23 protein-coding genes are annotated in these 21,355 nt (G+C 41.8%); 12 read left to right on the top strand and 11 right to left on the bottom strand.

Going from position 1 to position 21,355, the window contains the following annotated elements:
• Positions 1 to 126: 126 nt before the first annotated feature.
• Positions 127 to 789, top strand: a complete 663-nt coding sequence (locus NIES1031_RS13740) for a response regulator transcription factor (RefSeq protein ID WP_073550005.1) — start codon at positions 127 to 129, stop codon at positions 787 to 789.
• A gap of 164 nt (positions 790 to 953) precedes the next feature.
• Here the strand turns inward: NIES1031_RS13740 and NIES1031_RS13735 are convergent, their stop codons facing one another.
• From NIES1031_RS13735 to murC, 4 genes are all read right to left on the bottom strand, one after another.
• Entirely contained in the window at positions 954 to 1,445 is a 492-nt protein-coding gene (locus tag NIES1031_RS13735; RefSeq protein WP_073550004.1) for a low molecular weight protein-tyrosine-phosphatase, read from the bottom strand.
• Between the two features lie 218 nt (positions 1,446 to 1,663).
• On the bottom strand, positions 1,664 to 2,014 hold the full coding sequence (locus tag NIES1031_RS13730; protein WP_073550002.1) for a YbaB/EbfC family nucleoid-associated protein: 351 nt from the start codon (positions 2,012 to 2,014) through the stop codon (positions 1,664 to 1,666).
• A gap of 155 nt (positions 2,015 to 2,169) precedes the next feature.
• The gene (gene murB, locus NIES1031_RS13725) at positions 2,170 to 3,189 is read right to left on the bottom strand and encodes a UDP-N-acetylmuramate dehydrogenase (protein ID WP_084544349.1); all 1,020 of its coding nucleotides are present in this window, start codon (positions 3,187 to 3,189) and stop codon (positions 2,170 to 2,172) included.
• A gap of 88 nt (positions 3,190 to 3,277) precedes the next feature.
• Entirely contained in the window at positions 3,278 to 4,798 is a 1,521-nt protein-coding gene (murC, locus tag NIES1031_RS13720; RefSeq protein WP_073550090.1) for a UDP-N-acetylmuramate--L-alanine ligase, read from the bottom strand.
• A 291-nt stretch (positions 4,799 to 5,089) separates the two neighbouring features.
• Between murC and nadD the strand changes: the two genes are divergently transcribed.
• On the top strand, positions 5,090 to 5,740 hold the full coding sequence (gene nadD / locus NIES1031_RS13715; protein ID WP_073550001.1) for a nicotinate (nicotinamide) nucleotide adenylyltransferase: 651 nt from the start codon (positions 5,090 to 5,092) through the stop codon (positions 5,738 to 5,740).
• A gap of 127 nt (positions 5,741 to 5,867) precedes the next feature.
• Complete coding sequence (locus NIES1031_RS13710; protein WP_015189930.1) at positions 5,868 to 6,881, top strand: type I glyceraldehyde-3-phosphate dehydrogenase; 1,014 nt, start codon at positions 5,868 to 5,870, stop codon at positions 6,879 to 6,881.
• Between the two features lie 51 nt (positions 6,882 to 6,932).
• Here the strand turns inward: NIES1031_RS13710 and thiL are convergent, their stop codons facing one another.
• The 3 genes from thiL to NIES1031_RS13695 form a co-directional block, all read right to left on the bottom strand.
• Positions 6,933 to 7,943, bottom strand: a complete 1,011-nt coding sequence (gene thiL, locus NIES1031_RS13705; protein ID WP_073549999.1) for a thiamine-phosphate kinase — start codon at positions 7,941 to 7,943, stop codon at positions 6,933 to 6,935.
• The gene (ispD, locus tag NIES1031_RS13700) at positions 7,927 to 8,625 is read right to left on the bottom strand and encodes a 2-C-methyl-D-erythritol 4-phosphate cytidylyltransferase (protein ID WP_073549998.1); all 699 of its coding nucleotides are present in this window, start codon (positions 8,623 to 8,625) and stop codon (positions 7,927 to 7,929) included. The genes thiL and ispD overlap by 17 nt, the downstream gene beginning before the upstream one ends.
• 231 nt (positions 8,626 to 8,856) lie before the next feature.
• A complete protein-coding gene (locus tag NIES1031_RS13695) occupies positions 8,857 to 10,374 on the bottom strand; it encodes an AGE family epimerase/isomerase (RefSeq protein ID WP_073549996.1) in 1,518 nt (505 codons plus the stop codon).
• 571 nt (positions 10,375 to 10,945) lie between these two features.
• Between NIES1031_RS13695 and smpB the strand changes: the two genes are divergently transcribed.
• On the top strand, positions 10,946 to 11,410 hold the full coding sequence (smpB, locus tag NIES1031_RS13690) for an SsrA-binding protein SmpB (protein ID WP_041918683.1): 465 nt from the start codon (positions 10,946 to 10,948) through the stop codon (positions 11,408 to 11,410).
• A gap of 161 nt (positions 11,411 to 11,571) precedes the next feature.
• Positions 11,572 to 11,886, top strand: a complete 315-nt coding sequence (locus NIES1031_RS13685; RefSeq protein ID WP_073549994.1) for a WGxxGxxG family protein — start codon at positions 11,572 to 11,574, stop codon at positions 11,884 to 11,886.
• Between the two features lie 172 nt (positions 11,887 to 12,058).
• On the opposite strand, the gene NIES1031_RS13680 is transcribed toward NIES1031_RS13685, so the two are convergent.
• From NIES1031_RS13680 to NIES1031_RS13670, 3 genes are all read right to left on the bottom strand, one after another.
• Positions 12,059 to 13,471, bottom strand: coding sequence for an IctB family putative bicarbonate transporter (locus NIES1031_RS13680; protein WP_073549993.1), 1,413 nt, complete (start codon positions 13,469 to 13,471; stop codon positions 12,059 to 12,061).
• A 276-nt stretch (positions 13,472 to 13,747) separates the two neighbouring features.
• Positions 13,748 to 15,316, bottom strand: a complete 1,569-nt coding sequence (locus NIES1031_RS13675) for a GAF domain-containing sensor histidine kinase (RefSeq protein WP_084544354.1) — start codon at positions 15,314 to 15,316, stop codon at positions 13,748 to 13,750.
• 186 nt (positions 15,317 to 15,502) lie between these two features.
• Positions 15,503 to 16,219 (bottom strand): GUN4 domain-containing protein, encoded by a 717-nt coding sequence (locus NIES1031_RS13670; RefSeq protein WP_073549990.1) that lies wholly within the window; start codon positions 16,217 to 16,219, stop codon positions 15,503 to 15,505.
• Between the two features lie 305 nt (positions 16,220 to 16,524).
• Between NIES1031_RS13670 and NIES1031_RS13665 the strand changes: the two genes are divergently transcribed.
• Together NIES1031_RS13665 and NIES1031_RS13660 are read left to right on the top strand one after the other, a co-directional pair.
• Positions 16,525 to 17,946: an NADP-dependent isocitrate dehydrogenase gene (locus NIES1031_RS13665; RefSeq protein ID WP_073549988.1), complete on the top strand. Its 1,422-nt coding sequence runs from the start codon at positions 16,525 to 16,527 to the stop codon at positions 17,944 to 17,946.
• 161 nt (positions 17,947 to 18,107) lie between these two features.
• A complete protein-coding gene (locus tag NIES1031_RS13660) occupies positions 18,108 to 18,443 on the top strand; it encodes a four-helix bundle copper-binding protein (RefSeq protein WP_073549987.1) in 336 nt (111 codons plus the stop codon).
• A gap of 372 nt (positions 18,444 to 18,815) precedes the next feature.
• Here the strand turns inward: NIES1031_RS13660 and NIES1031_RS23380 are convergent, their stop codons facing one another.
• Positions 18,816 to 19,076: a hypothetical protein gene (locus tag NIES1031_RS23380; RefSeq protein ID WP_178378140.1), complete on the bottom strand. Its 261-nt coding sequence runs from the start codon at positions 19,074 to 19,076 to the stop codon at positions 18,816 to 18,818.
• Between the two features lie 149 nt (positions 19,077 to 19,225).
• Between NIES1031_RS23380 and NIES1031_RS25710 the strand changes: the two genes are divergently transcribed.
• From NIES1031_RS25710 to NIES1031_RS13640, 5 genes are all read left to right on the top strand, one after another.
• Entirely contained in the window at positions 19,226 to 19,456 is a 231-nt protein-coding gene (locus NIES1031_RS25710) for a hypothetical protein (RefSeq protein ID WP_236738837.1), read from the top strand.
• A gap of 51 nt (positions 19,457 to 19,507) precedes the next feature.
• A complete protein-coding gene (locus NIES1031_RS25705) occupies positions 19,508 to 19,750 on the top strand; it encodes a PDDEXK family nuclease (RefSeq protein WP_236738836.1) in 243 nt (80 codons plus the stop codon).
• The gene (locus NIES1031_RS26060) at positions 19,719 to 19,850 is read left to right on the top strand and encodes a hypothetical protein (RefSeq protein ID WP_269086014.1); all 132 of its coding nucleotides are present in this window, start codon (positions 19,719 to 19,721) and stop codon (positions 19,848 to 19,850) included. Before NIES1031_RS25705 ends, NIES1031_RS26060 begins: the two co-directional genes overlap by 32 nt.
• Before the next feature lie 213 nt (positions 19,851 to 20,063).
• Positions 20,064 to 20,537, top strand: a complete 474-nt coding sequence (gene uraD, locus NIES1031_RS13645; RefSeq protein ID WP_236738835.1) for a 2-oxo-4-hydroxy-4-carboxy-5-ureidoimidazoline decarboxylase — start codon at positions 20,064 to 20,066, stop codon at positions 20,535 to 20,537.
• 4 nt (positions 20,538 to 20,541) lie between these two features.
• Positions 20,542 to 21,351 (top strand): FAD binding domain-containing protein, encoded by an 810-nt coding sequence (locus NIES1031_RS13640; RefSeq protein WP_073549984.1) that lies wholly within the window; start codon positions 20,542 to 20,544, stop codon positions 21,349 to 21,351.
• The last annotated feature ends 4 nt before the right edge of the window (positions 21,352 to 21,355 follow it).

Genomic DNA, 21,355 nt, shown 5'->3' with positions numbered 1-21,355 from the left:
TGAATTATTAGCTTTAGTTTAAGATTATTAATACAATGTATGAACAACCTTTATATGTACTTGCGGTTGTAGAATGCACCAATTTCGATATGTTCCTTGGTTAGAAATGCTAACTACGTATTATCCATGCCTTTGACGCTTCTCGTCGTTGATGACGATCTCGGAACTCGTTTGTCGATCAGCGACTACTTGGAAATGTCTGGCTATTCAGTGCTAACAGCCGCTGATGGTCAAGAAGCGTTGGCGATGGTAGAAACATACCATCCTCACTTAATGGTGACAGATATTGTCATGCCACGAATGAATGGCTATGAGTTAGTGCGTCATGTTCGTCAGCATCCCAAGTTTCGCTTGTTACCTGTGATATTTTTAACAGCAAGAAATAAAACCGAAGAAAGAATCGCTGGTTATCAATCAGGGGCTGATTTATATCTACCTAAACCTTTTGAATTAAATGAACTTGGTGCTGCGATTCGTAATTTGCTAGAGCGATCGCAAATTATTCAATCAGAGGCACGTTTGTCGTACGAAGAAGGTTTACGGGTGAATTCCCACACTTTAGTAGGACACGAAGGGGAAACGCTAGAAGTTCCTATCAAGCTAACTCAACGCGAACAACAAGTCGCCGTTTTACTAACGCACGGTCTTTCCAACGCTGAAATTGGCAGTCGATTGCACCTCAGTCCGCGTACAGTTGAAAAATATGTCAGTAGCTTGTTTCGGAAAACCTCAACGAGTAATCGTGCCGAATTAGTTGGTTTTGTGATGAAATACCGCCTATTACAATAATAGACTTCCTGCATGAATCACAAATGCCTTCCAACTGAAGTTGGGGACTACAAAACAAAGTGTCCGAAGGTACACTTAAACAAGACTTTTAATAGTCAGTCCACGGAAGTAGACAGGCTTTAATTAGTTGCGAATTTATTCACAATCACATTCATGCAGTAGGTCTAATGATGATTCAAGGATGATACGTCTTTAACTTCTTGAAGTAAGCCAGTGCAAGCATCAAGGAGAATATCAATAACGTAGTTAAAGCCTTGTGCGCCTCCATAATAAGGGTCTGGGACTTCTTCAATGTTATGCTGCGAGCAATAGTCACACATTAACCGTACTTTCTCGCGATATTGACCAGTGCGATCAAGTGCGAGAATATCTTGGTAATTTTCGCGGTCCATTGCCAGAATTAAATCAAATTCTTCCAAATCAGACTTCTGTAACTTCCGTGCATTTCCTTGGAGTTTAATTCCCAACTTACTTGCTGCGGCGATCGCCATGCGTCGATCTGGTGGACTTCCGATGTGATAACCACCTGTACCTGCTGAGTCACAGATAATACTTCCGTTGAGGTTTTCCTCATCAAGTAGATGATTCATGATATTCTCCGCTGCCGGAGAACGACAGATATTTCCAAGACAAACAAATAGCAGTTTGTAAGGCATTTTGAGGAGTTAGAGGTCAGAGGTCGGAGTTCAGGGGATGGAAAGCAGAGGATAGTAGTTAGAGTGATGAGTTACTCGTTGAGAGTGATGAGTTTAAGAGAGTTATAAGTTAAAACACTTCTTTTAATAAATGCCTCTAACATCTTTCTTCGCTTTCCAAAACTCTTCCACTAGTTACTCTTTCACTCCCCCGTTGCTCCTCGCCCCTAGCTCTTAGTTTACATTCCCATTCCTGGCAATTCTAAACCGCTTGTTAATTCTTCCATGCGTTCGCGCATTGTAGCGGTAGATTTGTTGTAAGCATCTTTCATAGCTATGGTGACTAGATCCGAAAGTACTTCTGCGCCTTCATTGAGTGCTTCTGGGGCTATTTCAACACTCTGAGGCTCTTGATTACCGCTAAGGACGACCTTAACTAACCCACCGCCAGCTTCGCCAGCGATCTGCATTTGCTCAAGTTCTTCTTGCAGCCTTTTGGCACCTTCTTGTACTTGTTGTGCCTTTTTAAAAGCATCGGCTAGTTCTTTCATTTTCCCTATACCGAAGCCAAAACCTTTTCCTTGTGTCATATAAAGATTGACCGCGTTGCAAATTGGATACAAAGTTCCATTAAATTATAGATGCCCTGATATCGAGTTGAGAGGATTTGTAAAGGGGTCGGAGGTCAGAGGTCGGAGGTCAGGGGTGTAGACAAGTCAGAAAATCATCCTGATTCCTGCTTTTTCTAGTCAAATTCACCCAAGATTTTTACTTCTGGCTCTAACAAAATAGACCAATGCTGCTGTACTTGGTCTTGAATATGGTTAACTAACTGCAAAATGTCGCTGGCTTTAGCACCGCCACAGTTAAGAATAAAGTTGGCGTGGCGTTCAGCGATTTGTGCGCCACCGATTTTGTAGCCTTTAAGACCTGTTTGCTCGATTAACCATCCAGCAGTATACGGTAAAGGATTGCGGAACACGCTACCACAACTTGGCAAATGGTACGGTTGGCTTGTGCGGCGTTGTTCGAGGTGTTGGCTAGTAGTTGCTAGAACTTGCTCAGGGTCAGCACCTGGTTGCAGTTGAAAGGTGGCTTGAGTTACTAAACGTAGAGGTTTACCCAAGCCAGCAGCGATATTTGCTTGCAGTACCGATGTCCGATAGCGGTATTCTAATTGTTCCGGCGCGAGCGTTTCTACCTCACCGTTAGGAGAAAGAACCTGAGCGCTTACCAAGATATCAGCGATACAGCTTTTATGCGCGCCAGCGTTCATGACTACCGCGCCCCCGACACTACCAGGAATACCTACAGCCCATTCTAAGCCTTGCCAACCGCGTTCAGCCGCTTGCCATGCTAAACGTGGTAAAGGTTCTCCCGCAGCAACTGTGACTTGACCAGTCATGAAGTTAAATTCAGTATGACGCAAATGACGCGTCCCAATGACTAACCCAGAAATTCCGCGATCGCTGACGAGTAAATTAGAACCTGCACCTAATAGTGTTACAGCTAAACCTTCGGCGTTAGCCCACGCAAAACTTGCTTGTAATTCTGCTAGATTACGAGGTGCGACATACCATTGTGCCGGACCACCGACGCGAAACGAGGTCAGCGTTGCTAGCGGAATTTGCGATTTGATAACACAGTTAGTATTAGGTAAATATATAGATTTAGCCTCACTAGCGCTTAATTGCTGTACTTTTGTCACAATTAAAGGCGAAGCCTTACTATCGATAGAATCCAGGTTTGCTTGCGAAATATTCATAACAGCACAATAAATCGAGGTGGAGATATGAGGAGAATAAATTTAAACCACGAAAGCGAACAATCAACAAATTAAGCTTTCTTGCCGATCACAGCTTTTCGGCTCTCCTTGATTGGCGAATCGAGTTCATCACCTCTGGAATAACTTGATTTAAATTTCCAGCCCCAAGAAATAGGGCTATGTCTCCTGGCTGTAACGTTTGAGTGAGGTATTCACAAACCGCCGTCAAAGTAGGCTGAAAGCTCACTTGCGGATGATGTTCGGCTACCATCGCTGCAAGTTTCTCTCCACTAATTTGCCCTAAATTAAATTCGCCAGCACTGTAAATCTCGCTAATTACCGCAATATCAGCATGGTTAAACGATTGAGCAAACTCTGGTAAAAACGCCAGCGTGCGACTGTAACGATGTGGTTGAAACACCGCAACGATCTTGATGTTTTCTTTTGCCTGTAAACGAGCCGCAGCTAGAGTAGCACGAATTTCGCTTGGGTGATGCGCGTAGTCATCGATAAATAAAATACCGTTCGTTTCTCCGCGCATTTCAAAGCGACGGCGAGCGCCTGTAAACGAGGCGATACTAGCGGAAATTGTTGCAAAGTCTAACCCTAGCAATCTACCAACCGCGAGCGCAGCTAGCGCATTACTGAGGTTATGCTGACCTAACAGCCGGAGGTTAAGGACACCTAGCACTTCTCCTTTCTCCCAGACGCGTGCGGTCGTACCCTCTGCGCTGTACTCGATATCGGTAACAGTATAGTCGGCGTTGGTATCAGGATTAAGGCTATAGCTAATCGTCGGGTGGAGGCGATCGCGTACAGTTTCACAATCAATGCACCCGACTAACGTTTGACAGCGATCGGCAAATACTTGGAACGTTTGTACAACGTCTTCTAACGTCCCATAGTGATCAGGATGATCCAATTCAATATTAGTAACAACACCAATCGCCGCAGAAAGTTTCACGAGAGAACCGTCCGATTCGTCCGCTTCCGCGACAAGATATTCGCTATATCCTAGTCTGGCATTTCCTTCCCAAGCATTCACTTCGCCACCAACAACAATTGTCGGGTCAAGTCCTGCTTGCAGTAGCATATAGCCAATCATGCTACTTGTCGTTGTTTTACCGTGCGTTCCCGCAACAGCAATACTTTGATAATCTTTAATAAGTGCTGCTAAAAGGTCGGCGCGATGAAATATAGGACACCCCAAATCAAGGGCGGCGCGATACTCTAAATTAGCTGTATTAATAGCAGTTGAACAAATAACTTGCGGTAAACTTGTGTGTGTATTGGTAGTTATACTTTCTACTGAGTTATAAGGTGTTATTAGTACCGAAGTACTATTTGCTCGGCTTCTCGGCGTTAGCAATTCTTGACAATCAGGAGAATTTTGTGGGAGGAAAAATGTCAAATTTGTCGCTTCTTGCTTGTCAAAAATATTAATCCCTAATGCCTGCAATCGTTGCGTAATATGACTCGAACGAATATCTGATCCTGATACAGGTATGTTCCGCTTAGCAAGAATATACGCAAGGGCAGACATACCGATGCCGCCAATACCAATAAAATGAAATGGCTTACCGCTAAAATCAATAGAATTCAGTAGCATTTTTGCTCCTTCCACACCACACCACAGCATACTGCACAAATGTTAGGCGATATCATATCAAGAATTTCTTTTTTTCGGGAACTCTCTTCCTCGAGATTTCTTGCTCTACGTAGAGTTATATTTATTGCTACTTTTTCAGCTTCAGTACACTCCTTAAGAAATAGGAAGTCATTTTTCTGGCGGACAAATAGCTGTCGTTATATCCTGAGTGAATCATTTGCCCTGTATTAAATCACTAAAGTTAAAAATTAGCGATACTAACTTTTGAACCTTAATGCGCCGCGCGATTCAATGCAGTACTCAAGGCATAAAGTAGGAATTTTGGGAGGCACTTTCGATCCAGTACATTGGGGACATTTGCTGATTGCAGAAGCCGCTGTCAGCCAAGCTAATCTCAAGCAAGTCATTTGGGTTCCGACACGCTATCCACACTACAAAAATGCAACAGCCTTCGAGCATCGTTGGCAAATGGTGCAAATGGCGATCGCCGATAATCCGGCGTTTAAAATTGCTCCCGCAACGGTAAATTGTACTGAAAAATCTTATGCGATTCAGACACTCATCGACCTCAAAACGCTTCACCCTAATACTCAATGGTCTTGGATTGTTGGTTTAGATGCGTTTGAGACTTTGCCACGTTGGTATCGTCATCAAGAACTTGTGGCCGAATGTCAATGGTTAGTCGCGCCCCGCCTACCAGCAACGCTCAAGCTAGAGCAGTCTAAAGCGATCGCAACCCACAGTCAGTTACTTTGCGAACAAATTGTGCAAAAATTAGAATCACAAGGGTTGAGCATTGACTGGCAGATCTTGCATCTACCATACGTTGGAATTTCATCAAGCTTAATTCGGGCATTGTGCCGCGATCGCTTGTCAATTCGTTATCTAGTGCCAGAAGCTGTGCGACTTTACATCAAAAAACACAAGCTCTATTCACGTTAATTTTTGATAAATTCTAATGTTTTTTATAGTCTTGCCATGCGCAAGTTATAATGTATCACCCTTTGCGATATGATCTGCTTCAAGAATAGGTAATCATTGTTTAGTAGATACCAGAGGGCAAGACGCTGTGATTAGAGTCGCGATCAACGGTTTTGGACGCATCGGGCGCAACTTTATGCGCTGTTGGGTAGGTCGAGAAAATAGCAACATCGATCTCGTCGCTATCAACGATACTTCTGACCCACGAACCAACGCTCACTTGCTGAAGTATGACACGATGCTGGGGACGTTAAAAAATGCTGATATCAGTGCAGATGATAATTCAATCATTGTTAATGGCAAGACCGTTAAATGCACATCAGATCGCAATCCAGAAAACTTGCCTTGGAAAGAATGGGAAATTGACCTGATTATTGAATCAACAGGTGTTTTTACCAGCCGAGAAGGGGCAACAAAGCATTTAAACGCTGGCGCTAAAAAAGTTCTGATTACTGCTCCAGGAAAAAACGATGATGGTACGTTCGTCGTTGGTGTGAATCATCATGACTACGACCACGATAAACACACGATCATCAGCAACGCAAGTTGTACGACTAACTGTCTTGCGCCGATCGCCAAAGTTCTCCATGAAAAATTTGGCATCATTAAAGGCACAATGACCACGACGCACAGCTACACAGGAGATCAGCGTTTACTTGATGCGAGTCACCGTGATGTACGCCGAGCCAGAGCAGCGGCGATGAACATTGTCCCAACTTCGACAGGAGCCGCTAAAGCAGTTGCCCTAGTCTTGCCAGATCTTAAGGGTAAGCTTAATGGCGTTGCGTTGCGCGTACCCACTCCCAACGTATCCATGGTAGATTTTGTCATTCAAGTCGAGAAAGCAACTTTTGCAGAAGAAGTTAACCAAGCACTTCAAGATGCTGCGGAAAACTCGCTCAAAGGTATTTTGGCATACAGTGACTTACCACTCGTTTCCTCAGATTATCAAGGTCATGATGCCTCCTCAATTGTCGATGCTAGTTTGACCTTAGTTATGGGTGGTGACATGGTAAAAGTCATGGCATGGTATGACAACGAATGGGGCTACAGTCAGCGTGTGTTAGATTTAGCTGAACTTGTCGCCCAGAAGTGGAAATAGGTAGTGCGACAGGTCAGGAATTGATACTGATATCGCTCTAGAGTAAAAAACTTAAAAATGTTGAAATCCCCGTTTGAAGCTAAGAACTTCATCGGGGTTTTTTCCTGTATAATCGACGAGATAAACTTCAGAATCATCTGTAATCTCACCAACAATCGCAGCACCGTTACCTAAGCGCTCTACCAACACTTGGGCTAGATCGGGAGGTAAGCATAAAACTAACTCGAAATCCTCACCACCATACAACGCCCAATCCAAGGCTTGCTGAAATGACCAGTTTTTCAGCTCATCGGGAAGGGGAATAAAGCTGCGTTCAACTCTTGCGCCTACTTGACTCATCTGACATATTTGCAACACAGCATCAGCCAAGCCGTCACTACTGTCCATTCCCGCAACATGAATATGAGCGTTGGTATTTGCGGTTTGACATATTACCTCCCATAAGACAGGTAGCACATCTAATCGAGGTTGAGGGCGTTGATGCGCTTGAATCAGCTTTTTTTGGGCGCTGCTACTCAACTTTTGCCTTGATTCTGGCTGTAGCAATAGCTCTAATCCAGCACGCGAAGCACCATGTACACCAGTAACGACGATCGCATCTCCAACTTGAGCAGTAGAACGGCGAATAGTATACTCAGAGTGAACTTCGCCAAATGCTGTAATTGCGATAGTTTTTACGGAAGAACGACAGACATCGCCACCAATTACCGCAGTAGCAAACTTTTGCAAGCATTGAGTGATTCCTTGATAGAGTTGCTCAATCCAAGTAATCGAAGTATCGCCAGGAATGCCCAAAGCAATTGTAATTCCTAAAGGGGAAGCGCCCATCGCTGCTAAGTCAGATAAGTTAGCCGCAGCAGCCCGCCACCCAGCATCTTCAGCAGAGGTCGTGCGATCGCTAAAATGAACTCCATCGACCAACATATCGGTTGTCACAACCAAAGATTTTCCTGGTTGCGTTGCAATGACTGCTGCATCATCGCCAACAACTTCTGGCAGACAAAATTGCTGCAATCGCTCTAACAGCGCTTTTTCGCCTAGGTCTTTAACAAGTTGTGACATCTTGTAGCCTTTGTTGCAGAATAAATTCTGCGATCGCTAAATCTACCGGAGTTGTCAGCTTGAGGTTTGTTTCTTCTCCTTCCACAATTTTGACAGTTAACCCACATTTTTCAAACAACGCAGCATCATCGGTCACTTCCCAGGCTTGGCGGCGTGCTTGTTCGTGACATTGTTTGAGTTTTTCCACATCAAAAGCTTGTGGGGTTTGTGCTGCCCAAAGGTATCGCCTTTCAGGTGTACTTTGAATATTGAGCGCTGCATCAACAACTTTAATTGTATCTTTTACCGGAATCGCCGCGATTAAACCCGAACAATGGCGAATTTCCACAGCACAGCGATCGAGTAATTCAGGAGTCGCTAGACACCGCGCCCCATCGTGAATCAAAACTTGTTTTGCGTCGCCTGGCAGCGCCTGCAAGCCGTTATAAACAGATTCTTGACGTGTTGTTCCCCCTGCAATCAATTGCGTCGGTTTAGTCAGCGATACGTTTGCCAAAATTTCTTTGATATCTAACCAATCGGATGGTTGTGCAATAATACCTATCCAACTAATTTGTTGACTGGCTTCGGCGGCAAGGAGTGTCCAGGAAAGTAAGGGCTGCGATCGCAACGACAAAAGTAGTTTATTGCGATCGCTCCCCATCCGACGCCCTATTCCAGCGGCTGGAATCAATAAATGCACAGTTTTCCTCTTGTCTTTGTTTATAGTTTCCTCAAACATCCATATTTTTGCACTTTTCCTTCAACAATTAAACTGCTTTTTGCTCAAGCTATTAACTTGACTGATTTGTGCTTTGATAAAATTAGTTATTAGCTGTGGTAAATTTATACAATTCAACTCGTATACAAGTGTAGAGTTTTTTTAGCAATTATTATTAACACAAGCTGTTTTACATAAACACAAATCCGTACTTTACTGAATATTAGTAAATGTAATTTTGTATCTTTTACGATTCGGAAAAGTATTCAAGTTACTTATTTGCTGATTTTGAATTAGTCCTGCATAAAAATAAGGACGAATACTTTCTGTTGATGGCTGTCCTTTATAAGCATAATGAAGAACTACAGGCTTATTTTGCAGGGCTTGAGTTGTTATGTAAGCAACTAATGCTTGTTCCACAGCATGATAACCATGATTCCACGCGTCTATTTTGGGACGATATTGGACTTTGCCACCTGATGCGGTCACTTCGGGATAAGTTTCATAATATTGATAGTCCACCATATTGTTTAACCAAAAATTATAGGTTTGGACTAAATATTCAGTTAAAGCCGGATTGCTTAAACTCAAAGTGGCTGCCATTTGATTCATTTCGTTGTACATCCACGAGACTTTCTTACCATTAATATCAATAGAACCATCAGGTTTTAGTAGCGTTGCCCAAGAACCAGTATTCTTAATATAAGCTTTTTGCAAAACTTTAGGAGCTTGAATTTCAGAAAACGACATTAAACCTGTATTACTAGTCATTTTTCCTACTAAATAGATAAACCAAAAAGCTTTACAGGTATGCCCCAAATCTACGTTTGAAAAACTTTCATCTACATTTCCTCGCCGCCAATATAAATTATGTTTAGTGCTATAAAAATTGTCATTCATAATTTGTACAATTTTTAACATATCTGCTTTCCATTGGGATTGGAGAGGTTCTGGCAATAAAGGAGTTACTAAAACCATATAAGTATTTAGCTGATCAAGTTGTGCTGTCAGATCCTTCATATTTGATACTTGACTCCACTTCAGCATTCCTAAATTAGGATCGTAGTAATTGTTAAAGATATTATTTTTAAGCTTAATAATATCCTGTAAAACATTTTCATCGCGAGTCAAATAATAGTAAAATGATAAACCTAATCCAGCATATGCTAAGTGTTGAGTATCTCTTTGCGGTTCGGCAGGACCAGGAATGCCATTTTCTAAATAAGTTGCTACACTTCCATTATTTTCAAACGCATTTTTTCTAATGTAGTTGACTCCGTTTCTCGCGAGTTGAAGCATTCTTTCATTACCAGTAAGATGATAGGCAACACCATAAACATAAGTTTGCCGAGCCTTAGCTACGATATATTCTTTATTAAGATCGTTTTTAATCCAAGATGACGCGTTCAAAATTTCTGGGCAAGGTTTATTAGGATTCCAAAGCGAACCATTATTACAGCGAAAAGTAGGAAAATTTCCTACAGGGTTGCCAAGGGCAGACTGCATTGTCCAAAATGGCATAATTTCTTGGTTAACGTGTCGTAGCCATCTTTGTCCAGAAGGTAAATTATTGATGACTCCTGGATTGAATGCTGCAAGTTTTAATTCATTTTTACTCGTTTGGATTGCTGGAGTAGATTCATCAAATTGTTTAGCAAAGACTTCAGTTGCTATTCCAAACAAGAAACAAAGACTAAAGGCAGAAGCTTTTAACAATAAACTGCTTAGCATATTTCATCTCCTTTTGAAGATTTTTTAGAGTTTATAAAAACTAAGAGTGATTTATTAATTATTAATAACTTTAAATAGTTATTGCAACAGATTTGGTTAATTAAGTAGCGACACAAAGTATAGTTTTTATGTATTAATTAATTATTTAATGTAAAATGGTATATCAAATAATCTTTTAATATGAAAACTAAAAGCTCGGCATCCCTAAATAGAGGTTATAATGCTATTTAATTAACTGAATATCTGTTCTTAGAGGCAGGAAAAATAATTGGGAGTGAAACAATCACATCAATAATATATAAGCAAGAAATAGTGCTTTATCAACTCGTAAGAAAAATTTATTTGCCTATGTATAATTTTGTCAAACTATTACGAATTAATATGTTTTAAGAATTTTGCTTAGTACGGTAGAGCATCTAACGATAAATCATACTTGTTTGACGCTCAAGGAGTAGTATCAGCGGAGTTTGTAACTATAATCTTGCTAAAGTATGCCCAAGCGTCGTAGAAAAGTGCTAACTTCAGTTAAAGGAAGGTAGTGTTTATCTACCGTTGGCAGTGGGAATCTTCAATGAGTGACAACGACGGATATAAAGTTATTAGCGAAAATCGGCAGGCGCGTTTTCTTTACGAGATACTAGAAACGTATGAAGCAGGCGTTCAACTGACGGGAACAGAAGTCAAGTCAGTAAGGCAAGGTAAAGTTAACTTACAAGATGGCTATGCTTTAATTCGTAATGGTGAAGCCTGGTTACTCAATGTCAATATATCGCCTTACACAGGTAGCGGACAATACTTCAATCATGAGCCGCGCCGGACACGTAAGTTATTGTTGCACAAAGAAGAAATTCGCAAGCTCATCGGAAAAGTGGAACAGCAAGGCTTAACCTTAGTACCATTGAAGATGTATTTGAAACGAGGCTTAGTCAAAGTTAGCATTGCGCTTGGCAGAGGGAAAAAACTCCATGATAAACGTGAAGATTTAAAGCGTCGTCAAGACCAGCGAGACATTCAAAGAGCTATGAAGAACTATTAGGTACATTTCACCTTAGGATAGAAGTAAACTAACCTGTATTTAGAAACGTATTTCTTGAGTAGTACATCAGAAAGACTAAGGTTTATAGCTCAAGGGTGATTTTACTCAAGTACTCAATCGTTAAGGTAGGGATTGAGAGATGAGACAAGGAGTTTGTAGCTATGAAACGTTCTCAGTTATCTAAAATATTTGGTGCTAGTGTACTAGGTTTAAGCTTAGCAGTTCTACCTTCTACGCTTCCTGTAGCGGCACAAACAACCAATACTGCCCCAGGAACAACAGGTACGACTACTACGACCGCACCGACCACAACAACGACTACTGAAACAAACGAAGGATTTGATTGGGGTTGGCTAGGTTTAATTGGTTTAGCAGGTTTAGCAGGTTTAGCAGGTGGTCGTAAATCAGAACCGAATCGTTATCGCGAACCTGATACCGTAGGAACCACAACTTCCTCTACGTACCGTGAACCGTAAGGTATTTTGCTTCTACTCTCCGATCTTTAGGGTGCATCAAAACAGTTCTGCGTATACAAAAGCGCGATAAAAACTGATAGGGAAGTAGATAAGATACGTTGAATCTGAAAAAGCCTTGGAATTCATATACCCAAGGCTTTGTTTTGTTATCGAATAAATTGATAGATGTGTATTAAGTTTGTTGTGTAACTGTTGCAGGGTTAATTTGTGTTGGCTGTGATGCGGGAGCATGAAGATAACTCGCAATTACAGCAACGGTCAACCACCATAACGTACTAACTTCGGGTCGATACCAAACGGTATCTACAGTTCCGTGGGCTAGCATACCTACCATAATTGTGATCGCCGCCATTAACCAAAATCCTTCTCGCGTATTTTGTTGACGTAAGCGCTGCAACTGCGTTAATCCTTGACTAAAGAGGACAACAATTAACCACAAAAAACAGAATAAACCAATTAAACCAGTTTCTACCGCAATTTCTAGCGGAACAGAGTAGGCGCTCAACGCAGTATATTTAGGCTGTTGGTAGAGTGGATAAACTAAGTTAAAAGCATTATTGCCAGGACCAATTCCTATAATTGGGCGATCGCGAATCATCTCAATGACAGCTAGCCAAACGTTGATACGGAAGTTGTTGCTGCTGTCGCCGCGTCCTGCAAAAATACTCAAGAAGCGATCGCGTACAGGCTCTACAAATAATATCGCTAGAATTAAAACACTCAGCATCCCCGCCAATAAAATGGGTAATGACCACTTGCGCCAAAAAGGTGGTAGTTGAATGCTCAACCAGTATACAAGCAACACCAACAAACTGACAGCCAGCGCAAGTAAGCCAATCCAGCCACCGCGACTAAATGTTAAGACTAAACAAATATTATTGACTAAAAACATTGTGAGTGCTAGAGCTTTAGGAATCCAGCCGCGCCAAGCAAAAATCGCCATTGCACTCAAGGCGATCGCGGGTAAAAGATATGCTGCAAGTAAATTAGGATTACCTAGATAACTGTAAACGCGAGTTGTTTTCGATAAAGGTGACTCAGGATCTACCCAAGTTGCGAGTGCAGTTGCGCCAAAAAACCATTGTCGTAGTCCGTAGACACTGACGATGAGTGCTACGTGTAAGTAGATTGCAATCATCCAACTACGAATTCGCGACGAGCGCAAAACTCTTGCAGCTAGAGCGAACATTAAGAGATACAATGTTAGCTTTGTCCATCCGACAAAAGCTGCGGTTTTTACTGGTGATAACGCAGTCGCGACAGTTGCAATTCCCCAGTAAAGTAAAACGATGAGGTGGACAGGAGTTAACTTAGCCTGATCGCGGAGATCGGTAAGAGTAATCAATAACCAAAAACCGCCACAAGCAGCTAAAAGTAAGCCGACAAGCGTACTCGATACAAAAGGTGCTAAGACAAATACTAAGCTCAAAAGTACTGCTGCAATTTCATCTGCCCACTGCATCAGCAAGCTACTTTGTCGCCACGAACGTAATATCCCAACTACTGATTGGTGTAAGTAACTTCCGCTGCGCCAATCTTGCAGCGGAACATGAGTTAAGGTAAATTTTTGCCAAAATGTATTCATGATGAAATTCTGGAGGGGTGTTAAGTTTCTTATATGCTTAAGTCCTACAAGCTTTGCATAATGTTGCTTGCTAATATCAAATCCGGTTGAGTAGTGTTAACAAAATGGTCAACTAGTAACTACCCACTAGTAACAGCGTAACGATACCGATATTCTGGTTATTTAGCCGGAATGATATAAGAACTAGTAACGACATATTCGTTAAAAACTTGCCTAGAAATATAAGCTTGCGATTATAGCGAATCAATTCTTTACACACAACACCCCCGCCGAATGCTAAATAGTTTTTTTTGTAGAAGCCGTAAGCTCAGGTAGAACAACTACATAACGATAGCCTGATTCGGGTGTTCCTTGAAGATTTATTTTTCCGCCATGTAATTTTGCCAGGTCGCAACTTAAGAGCAAACGTAAACTGTTACTAGAGTGGTAAATTCCTTCTAGCGGATTGTGCTTTTGCACAATTGAGTTTGATTGTGCCGCTTCTGCCTCCGTTAAATTAGTAGTACATCCAGCATTGGTGAGAACAGACAAGCGATCGCCATTTGATGACTGTACCTGAATGCTATCAACTGCGGCACCTTGCTCAGCACAAAAAGGTAAGATCTGACAAATTGTGGGTTCTGCTTGAGTTAAACCTTGTTCTAGCCAAGGATGAGACGCCCAGATAGCAAAGTGCAATCCGTCACTTTTATGGGAAACATGAATATGAATTATGCTACCAGTCGCAGCAACTTGAGTAATATAAAATACTAGCTGATATAACAATTGCTTGATTTTGTCTTTGTCTAAAATCCAGATGCGGCTGCGTCCTGGTTCTAAAGATAAATCAATTTGTTGTTCGCGCCGTCTCGCTGTCTCTGATAATGCACTAATAACTTGCTGACATAGCATTTCTATTTCTACAGAAGTGAGATTAAGTGCAGCAAAATTGCTGTCTAACGTTCCTAGTTCGGAAATTTCATTCACTAAAGTTAATAAGTGACGTCCGCTATTCTCAATAATTTCTAAGTATTCCTTTTGCTTAGTCGTTAAAGGACCATAAATTTCGCGACTGACAACACTCGCCATTCCTAATACTGAGGTCAACGGTGTGCGTAATTCTTGTGTTAGCTGTGAAAGTAGTTCAAGTTTGACTTGGTTAGTAGAAAGATATTCGCCGTTTTCTTGTTCGGTAGATAGGGTGTGCGTTATTTGGTCATCAGTATTAGTGAGTGTTGCAGTAGGCTGAGAATTTACGTAACTGTTAGTTGGAACTGTGTCAGCAGTGTTTGCTTGTTCTGGGGAAATCGCAAGATAAGGAGTAGCAGGATTAATACCCTTAAGCAATTGGTGACGTTCAAGTTCACTCATACTCCAGCATGCCATGAGTTCTAAAAACTTCATGTCTCGCAGCGTAAAATTGCGTGGTTTGAGATCCATAACGGCGATCGCACCCAAGCATTGCCCTGACAAATTTACCAGTGGTGCGCCTAAATAGGCACGGATACCATATTGCTGTACTAAGACACTATTAGCAAAAACCGGATCGAAGTTGAGTGTGTCATCGATTGCTAAAATCTTGTGGTTTTCGACCACGTGCGCCACAAAAGCTTCTTGTCTTGAGAGTTGACGCTCTTGAGCAATTTTACTTCTCAATCCTAGTCGCGACAAACCGACGGCTGATCTAAACTGAAAACTGCTCTGATTTAAAAATCCTAGAACGCAAATCGGAACTTCTAAAAAATCAGCAGATGTTTGAGTAGCTGCATCAAAAATCGGAATTGTTTGAGTTTCTAAGCTACCTAAATCTGAGAAGACTTTTAAATGCTGTTCTAGCTCCTGTGTTATTTTTCTCTCAGGCTCCACTGTGATCACCCCTAGCGCAATATTGAACATAAATCATAAATGTGTTTGATCCAACCCTGGGATTCGGGTTTCTACTTCTTCTAAGATTCCCAATCCGCCCTAGAGATGAACAATCTTTAAAAGAACGATCGCGCTGGGGTAAGAAGCCTGAAAGAAACTTTAAAAGACCATTCTATTTCTTAATGCTCAACGCTCCCACGCTGGATGCGCTAGCAACGATGCCATAGCCCGCACGCCGCGTAGTTGATTGGATAAAGGTAAGTGACCTCTAGGAGCGCTGAGATTCCAAGTAAACTCGTTAGGATAGCGAGTCCAATTTTTGCCTGATTTCCAGCCAATTTTGGGCCAAAGCTTTTCCCAGTTTTTACCGACACCAAGCCAAATTTCGCGTTGAACTGAAAAACCAAATTTGCCCTCAGAGTGAATTAACCACAAGTTGTTGATCGTTTGTAGATCAGTGCTGGTAAAGTTTTCTACTTCGGTAAAATATAACCATTTTCTTTGAACCGCAGCAGGTCCTGCTAATTCGCAAAGCTTTTGTAACGTAAGACGATCAGCAGCCTGAAAATCTTGGTCTGCTAATAGTTTTTGCAACAAAGTGTAGTCAATACCTTGCTCTGAATTGAGTTGTACAATCCCAGTTGGGAAATTTGTTTGGAGAAACTCTTTTGTTTCTGGCGATTCAGCGCTGTAGAGAACTTGGTAAGCTTTACCATCAATCCAGGTAGGTGGGTGAGATTGGCGTTGCAGTAAAAATTTCATTAGCAGTTCTTCACCCACAGTGCCGAGTGTAGCCAGTTTCTCAACGGTCTGCGCTTGTACTGTTTCCGACCCTGTAGTTAACTGCAAAGCTAAAGCAGAAACGTCGAAATTTGTGTCGAAAGCGGTAGTTGGATCAGTCATGCCCTTATAAGGATCGCGGTTACGGCTCGATCATTAATGTAACCTGACAGTGGGTGTCTACGCGTAGTCATCGTCGAACGCGATCGCAAATCATCGCTTATAACATCGATGATTAAACTCATGTTTTACCCGACACGCGCTAAAGTTTTTCATTCTAAAACTCAAAATTGCTTAAGCTTGTCAGAACTTGGTGAAAAATGCTGTTACATCAAACATGAAATCTGGTAGCCTTCCAAAGAAGGATTTTTTGTAGCGGTGTTCATTACCCAGCATCTGTAACAGCCACCCTCTAGGAGTTTGAGATCATGTACGAGAAGATTACCCCACCCGATACCGGTTCGCGCATTACGTTTGAGAATGGTGAACCTATAGTACCCGATAATCCCATTATTCCCTTTATTCGTGGTGATGGTACAGGTGTTGATATTTGGCCTGCGAGTCAAAAGGTAATTGACGCGGCTGTGCAAACTGCCTATCAAGGAAAGCGACAAATTAGCTGGTTTAAAGTATACGCTGGTGATGAAGCGTGTGAGGTTTATGGAACGTATCAGTATCTTCCTGAAGACACGTTGCAAGCAATTAAAGAATACGGTGTCGCAATCAAAGGACCTTTAACAACACCTGTAGGCGGCGGAATTCGCTCACTCAACGTTGCGCTGCGACAAATTAACGATTTGTACGCGTGTGTACGTCCTTGTCGCTACTACCAAGGCACACCTTCACCGCACAAATACCCTGAAAAGCTTGACGTCATTATCTATCGCGAAAATACCGAAGATATTTATCTCGGAATCGAGTGGCGTCAGGGTACGGAAATGGCAGAGCGAATTATCAATTTACTCAATAATGAGTTGATTCCTGCAAGCCCTGAACATGGTAAAAAACAGATTCGACTCGATTCGGGAATTGGGATTAAACCAATTAGCAAAACGGGTTCTCAGCGCTTGATTCGTCGGGCAATTCGACACGCCCTCCGTTTGCCGAAAAATCAGCAAACGGTAACTTTGGTGCATAAGGGCAATATTATGAAATATACCGAAGGTGCCTTCCGCGATTGGGGCTACGAGTTAGCAACAACCGAGTTTCGCAGTGAGTGCGTTACCGAACGCGAATCTTGGATTTTGAGTAATCAAGAAGCCAACCCTGATATTTCGGTCGCAGAAAATGCTCAGCTAATTGAACCAGGATATAATGCACTTACAGCAGAAAAGCAAGCAGTAATTTGTCAAGAAATTGAAAAAGTTCTTAATGCTATCTGGTCTACGCACGGTAACGGGCAATGGAAAGATAAGGTAATGGTAAATGATCGCATTGCTGATAGCGTTTTCCAACAACTCCAGACACGCCCTGATGAGTACTCGGTATTAGCGACAATGAACCTTAACGGTGACTACGTTTCGGATGCAGCAGCAGCTGTCGTTGGCGGGCTTGGTATGGCACCAGGAGCTAATATTGGCGACGAATGCGCGATTTTTGAAGCCACACACGGTACAGCGCCAAAACACGCCGGATTAGACCGAATTAACCCTGGTTCGGTTATTCTATCGGGGGTGATGATGTTAGAGTATATGGGTTGGCAAGAAGCCGCAGATTTGATCAAACAAGGAATTAGTGATGCGATCGCTAACCGTCAAGTCACCTACGATTTAGCGCGGTTAATGGAACCACCCGTCGAACCACTCAAGTGTTCCGAGTTTGCTGCAGCGATTATCAAACATTTTCAGTAACATACTGACTCGTGTCATTTTTTAGGGTGAATTCAACTAGGATAATTTCATCACCGGACACTTGCTATAACGGGGGAAACCCCGCAACACAGTGTCCTCCTCATTTCATGCGCGTGTGTCACATTGAAATAAGAAGAACGCTGTAAAATTGGAGGTTGAATATGACGACTGCGCAATCTCAACTTGACGCGTGTATTCAAGCATGTCTCGATTGTCTGCGCGATTGTGAATACTGTGCTGATGCTTGCTTGAGTGAAGACATGGTGCAGATGATGGCTGAATGTATTAAGCGATGTCGCGATTGCGCTGATACTTGCGCCCTCTGCGCCCGCTTAATGTCACGTCGTTCGGAACTTCACAAGCAAATGTGTGGTGTTTGTGCCCAAGCGTGCGATCGCTGTGCTAGCGAATGTGAAAAGCATGATGACGAACACTGTCAACGTTGTGCTGAATCTTGTCGTCGCTGCGCTCAACTTTGTCACGAAATGGCAGCATAATGTGAATGTAAAAAGTGTGAGTTTTTTAAAACTGACACTTAATTTTTTGTAAACAAATGAATGATTACAGTAGTTGGCAAGATTGGTTAACTGTACTATTTTATATAGGTTTTACAGTTTTTGTTATGTGGCGCGTATTTGCCACACCAAAGAAATAGATATTCTTAACAGCTTTATTTACTTGAATATCACTGATGGTTTTTGAAAAAACTACATATCAAATAACTAGGGTCACTATCACTAAATTGTACAGATTTTTTATTTTGTAATTTGAGGCGATCGCGACAATTATATATTGCTATCGGTTGTTTTACACCAGCCACACTCATTGCCGCTTTGTATTCCCAATAATTCTTTGCACTGCGCTCAATACTAATAATACAAATTTGATGACCGCCGTAATCGCGACATACAGATCTCGTTACCAAACAAAAAGCGATTCGCCTCTGCGCCAATCATAACAACAGTAGGACGACCAAAGACATGAGTTTTGTGGATATTTCTGTGTTGCTGCTGTCGCCGCTGCATAAAATTTGGATCGTGCAAAAAACTGAGAGTTTCACCAATAACGGGTAAACCAAAGCTTCCAGGAGGTACAGGAAGTGATCGTCGCATCTTATCTGTAATTGTCATAATTCATTCTCTTCTAAAAATTGTAGTAAACAGTTTACTCTAATCAATTTCGCTAAAATACATCTATCTAAAACCCACAGTAATATGGTGACACTGCAACTCAAGCAAATTCGAGTTCCTCTAGGCGATCGGCTGAATGGGCTGAGTAGGTGGAAGAACCTGATATTAGGCATTTGGTGACAGAAGACGATACTCCTATCAACCTGCTTGCAGAAAAACAGCAACGACTGTTGACGAGTTGTTTATATAGTTCGTGGAAACCAAGTGATCCTTTTTTAGCTACCGCAAATGTTGGTTTGTTCCATACAGTCAACAAACCAGCCATAGTACCTGATGTCTTACTTAGCTTAGATGTAGAAGTTCCACAAGATTGGCAATAAAAGAAGAACCGTTCTTACTTTACTTGAATAATTGGTAAGCCACCAGAAGTTGTGATTGAAATAGTTTCTAACACAGTAGGCAACGAACTGGGGAGTAAGATGAAAGACTATGCCTGCGTTGGTGTGGCTTACTACGTTGTTTACGATCCTTTGCAGCAATTAGGCGATCGCCCCCTCCGAGTTCATGAGTTAAGAGGTACAAGTTACACTCCTTTAGAAACAACTTGGATGGAACCAGTGGGTTTAGGATTAACGCTATGGGATGGCATCTCGTTGGTGCGATCGCGATGGTAGTTTGATTGCCACAGGTGATGAACGTGCGGAAACTGAACGCCAACGTGCAGAACGCCTAGCAGAAATATTGCGTTCTCAAGGTATCGATCCTGATGAATGATGAATTTGAATTTTGAATAGAATTGACTCAAACCTCAAATTCCATATTCAAAACTTTGTAATGACTACCTAATACAAAAACCTGAGTTGGTAAACTGTATAAAATCATCCAAATAGATCGTGACTTTTGCTGTAGAGTCAAATCTTGAATCTCAAACAATATTGGTAAAGATCGAGGTTGATGTGGATGACTTCGCTATCTGAGTTAAATCAGATGAATCAGGATGACTTTGTAGCAGCGTTAGGATGGATATTCGAGGATTCTCCTTGGGTTGCAGCGAAAGCTTGGGCTAAAAAACCATTTACTGATGTAGAGATGATACATCAAAGTATGGTTAATGTCGTTCGTGAGGCGAGTGACGTTGAAAAACTTGCCCTTATTTGTGCTCATCCTGACTTAGGTGCTAAAGCTAAAATGGCTGAAGCCTCAGTTAAAGAGCAAGCTAAAGTTGGTTTAGATCAACTTACTCTAGAAGAGTACGATAAATTTAACTACCTTAACCAAGCATATAAAGAAAAATTTAACTTTCCTTTTATTGTTGCTGTTAGAAATCACACAAAAAAAAGCATTTTAGCTAGCTTTTCTCAAAGATTAGAAAATTCAAAGGCAACAGAATTACAAACAGTTTTAGCAGAAATAGAAAAAATAGCTTTGTTTCGCCTACAGGAAGTTATTGATGACAAATAGTTAAATGGACTTACATAATATTCAGACTTACTTACGTCCCCAAAATTTAGAAACAGTCGTAAACTGGTCACAAGGATGGTCTTGGCTAGCTGGTGGAACGTGGGTATTTAGTCAATCACAACCTGATTTAAGAGTATTAGTAGATTTAGAAAAATTCGATTGGTCTGAAATTGAAGTTACCACTGAAGGATTAGTAATTGGTGCAACTTGCATAATGACAAAGTTGCGTCAGTGGAATTTTCCAGAACATTGGACAGGTGTTAAAGCGTTGTTTCGTGCAGTTGACGAACTGGCTTCTTTTAAAGTTACCAACATGGCAACAGTAGGAGGCAACATTTGTTTAGCAATACCAGCAAGTACGTTTGCTCCTGCAATGGTAGCACTAGACGCAAAGTATGAAATTTGGCATCCTCAAGCTGCGCCGCGTTTTGTTGCTGCTAAAGATTTTCAAACTGGGGTACAGCAAACAGTTCTACAGCCAGGTGAAGTTTTACGCAGAATCTCAATTCCGCAAGAGAGTCTAACATGGCATATTAGTTATCAACGAGTTTGTATTGCAACCGCAGGAATTGCAATATCAATAGTAGTTGCAGCCTATAATCCGCAAACATCACAAGTAAGATTTGGTTTAGGTGCTTGCGTGCCAACACCTCGCGTTGTGGAATTTTCCCATATTCCTACATTAGATGAAATCGGGGAAGCTCTTAACGCACAAGTACTATCAAATGATTTTATTGAAGACTATGCCGCAAGTGCAGCTTATCGGCAACACATTACCAAAGTTTTGATGAGAAGATCGCTTTTGGAATTTTAGATTT

The organism is Chroogloeocystis siderophila 5.2 s.c.1 (genome assembly GCF_001904655.1).
Lineage (GTDB): Bacteria > Cyanobacteriota > Cyanobacteriia > Cyanobacteriales > Chroococcidiopsidaceae > Chroogloeocystis > Chroogloeocystis siderophila.
Note: the sequence above shows the minus strand (reverse complement) of the source record. Positions and strands in the feature narration are given on the sequence as shown.

Coding starts and splice junctions, on each gene's coding strand:
- NIES1031_RS13670 (WP_073549990.1), bottom strand. CDS start 16,219: ATGACTGATCCAACTACCGCTTTCGACACAAATTTCGACGTTTCTGCT.
- uraD (WP_236738835.1), top strand. CDS start 20,064: ATGAATCAGGATGACTTTGTAGCAGCGTTAGGATGGATATTCGAGGAT.
- NIES1031_RS13680 (WP_073549993.1), bottom strand. CDS start 13,471: ATGAATACATTTTGGCAAAAATTTACCTTAACTCATGTTCCGCTGCAA.
- NIES1031_RS13730 (WP_073550002.1), bottom strand. CDS start 2,014: ATGACACAAGGAAAAGGTTTTGGCTTCGGTATAGGGAAAATGAAAGAA.
- NIES1031_RS13740 (WP_073550005.1), top strand. CDS start 127: ATGCCTTTGACGCTTCTCGTCGTTGATGACGATCTCGGAACTCGTTTG.
- murC (WP_073550090.1), bottom strand. CDS start 4,798: ATGCTACTGAATTCTATTGATTTTAGCGGTAAGCCATTTCATTTTATT.
- NIES1031_RS13640 (WP_073549984.1), top strand. CDS start 20,542: ATGGACTTACATAATATTCAGACTTACTTACGTCCCCAAAATTTAGAA.
- NIES1031_RS13660 (WP_073549987.1), top strand. CDS start 18,108: ATGACGACTGCGCAATCTCAACTTGACGCGTGTATTCAAGCATGTCTC.
- NIES1031_RS26060 (WP_269086014.1), top strand. CDS start 19,719: ATGGCATCTCGTTGGTGCGATCGCGATGGTAGTTTGATTGCCACAGGT.
- nadD (WP_073550001.1), top strand. CDS start 5,090: ATGCAGTACTCAAGGCATAAAGTAGGAATTTTGGGAGGCACTTTCGAT.
- NIES1031_RS13695 (WP_073549996.1), bottom strand. CDS start 10,374: ATGCTAAGCAGTTTATTGTTAAAAGCTTCTGCCTTTAGTCTTTGTTTC.
- NIES1031_RS13685 (WP_073549994.1), top strand. CDS start 11,572: ATGAAACGTTCTCAGTTATCTAAAATATTTGGTGCTAGTGTACTAGGT.
- thiL (WP_073549999.1), bottom strand. CDS start 7,943: ATGTCACAACTTGTTAAAGACCTAGGCGAAAAAGCGCTGTTAGAGCGA.
- NIES1031_RS13735 (WP_073550004.1), bottom strand. CDS start 1,445: ATGCCTTACAAACTGCTATTTGTTTGTCTTGGAAATATCTGTCGTTCT.
- murB (WP_084544349.1), bottom strand. CDS start 3,189: ATGAATATTTCGCAAGCAAACCTGGATTCTATCGATAGTAAGGCTTCG.
- smpB (WP_041918683.1), top strand. CDS start 10,946: ATGAGTGACAACGACGGATATAAAGTTATTAGCGAAAATCGGCAGGCG.
- NIES1031_RS13665 (WP_073549988.1), top strand. CDS start 16,525: ATGTACGAGAAGATTACCCCACCCGATACCGGTTCGCGCATTACGTTT.
- NIES1031_RS23380 (WP_178378140.1), bottom strand. CDS start 19,076: ATGACAATTACAGATAAGATGCGACGATCACTTCCTGTACCTCCTGGA.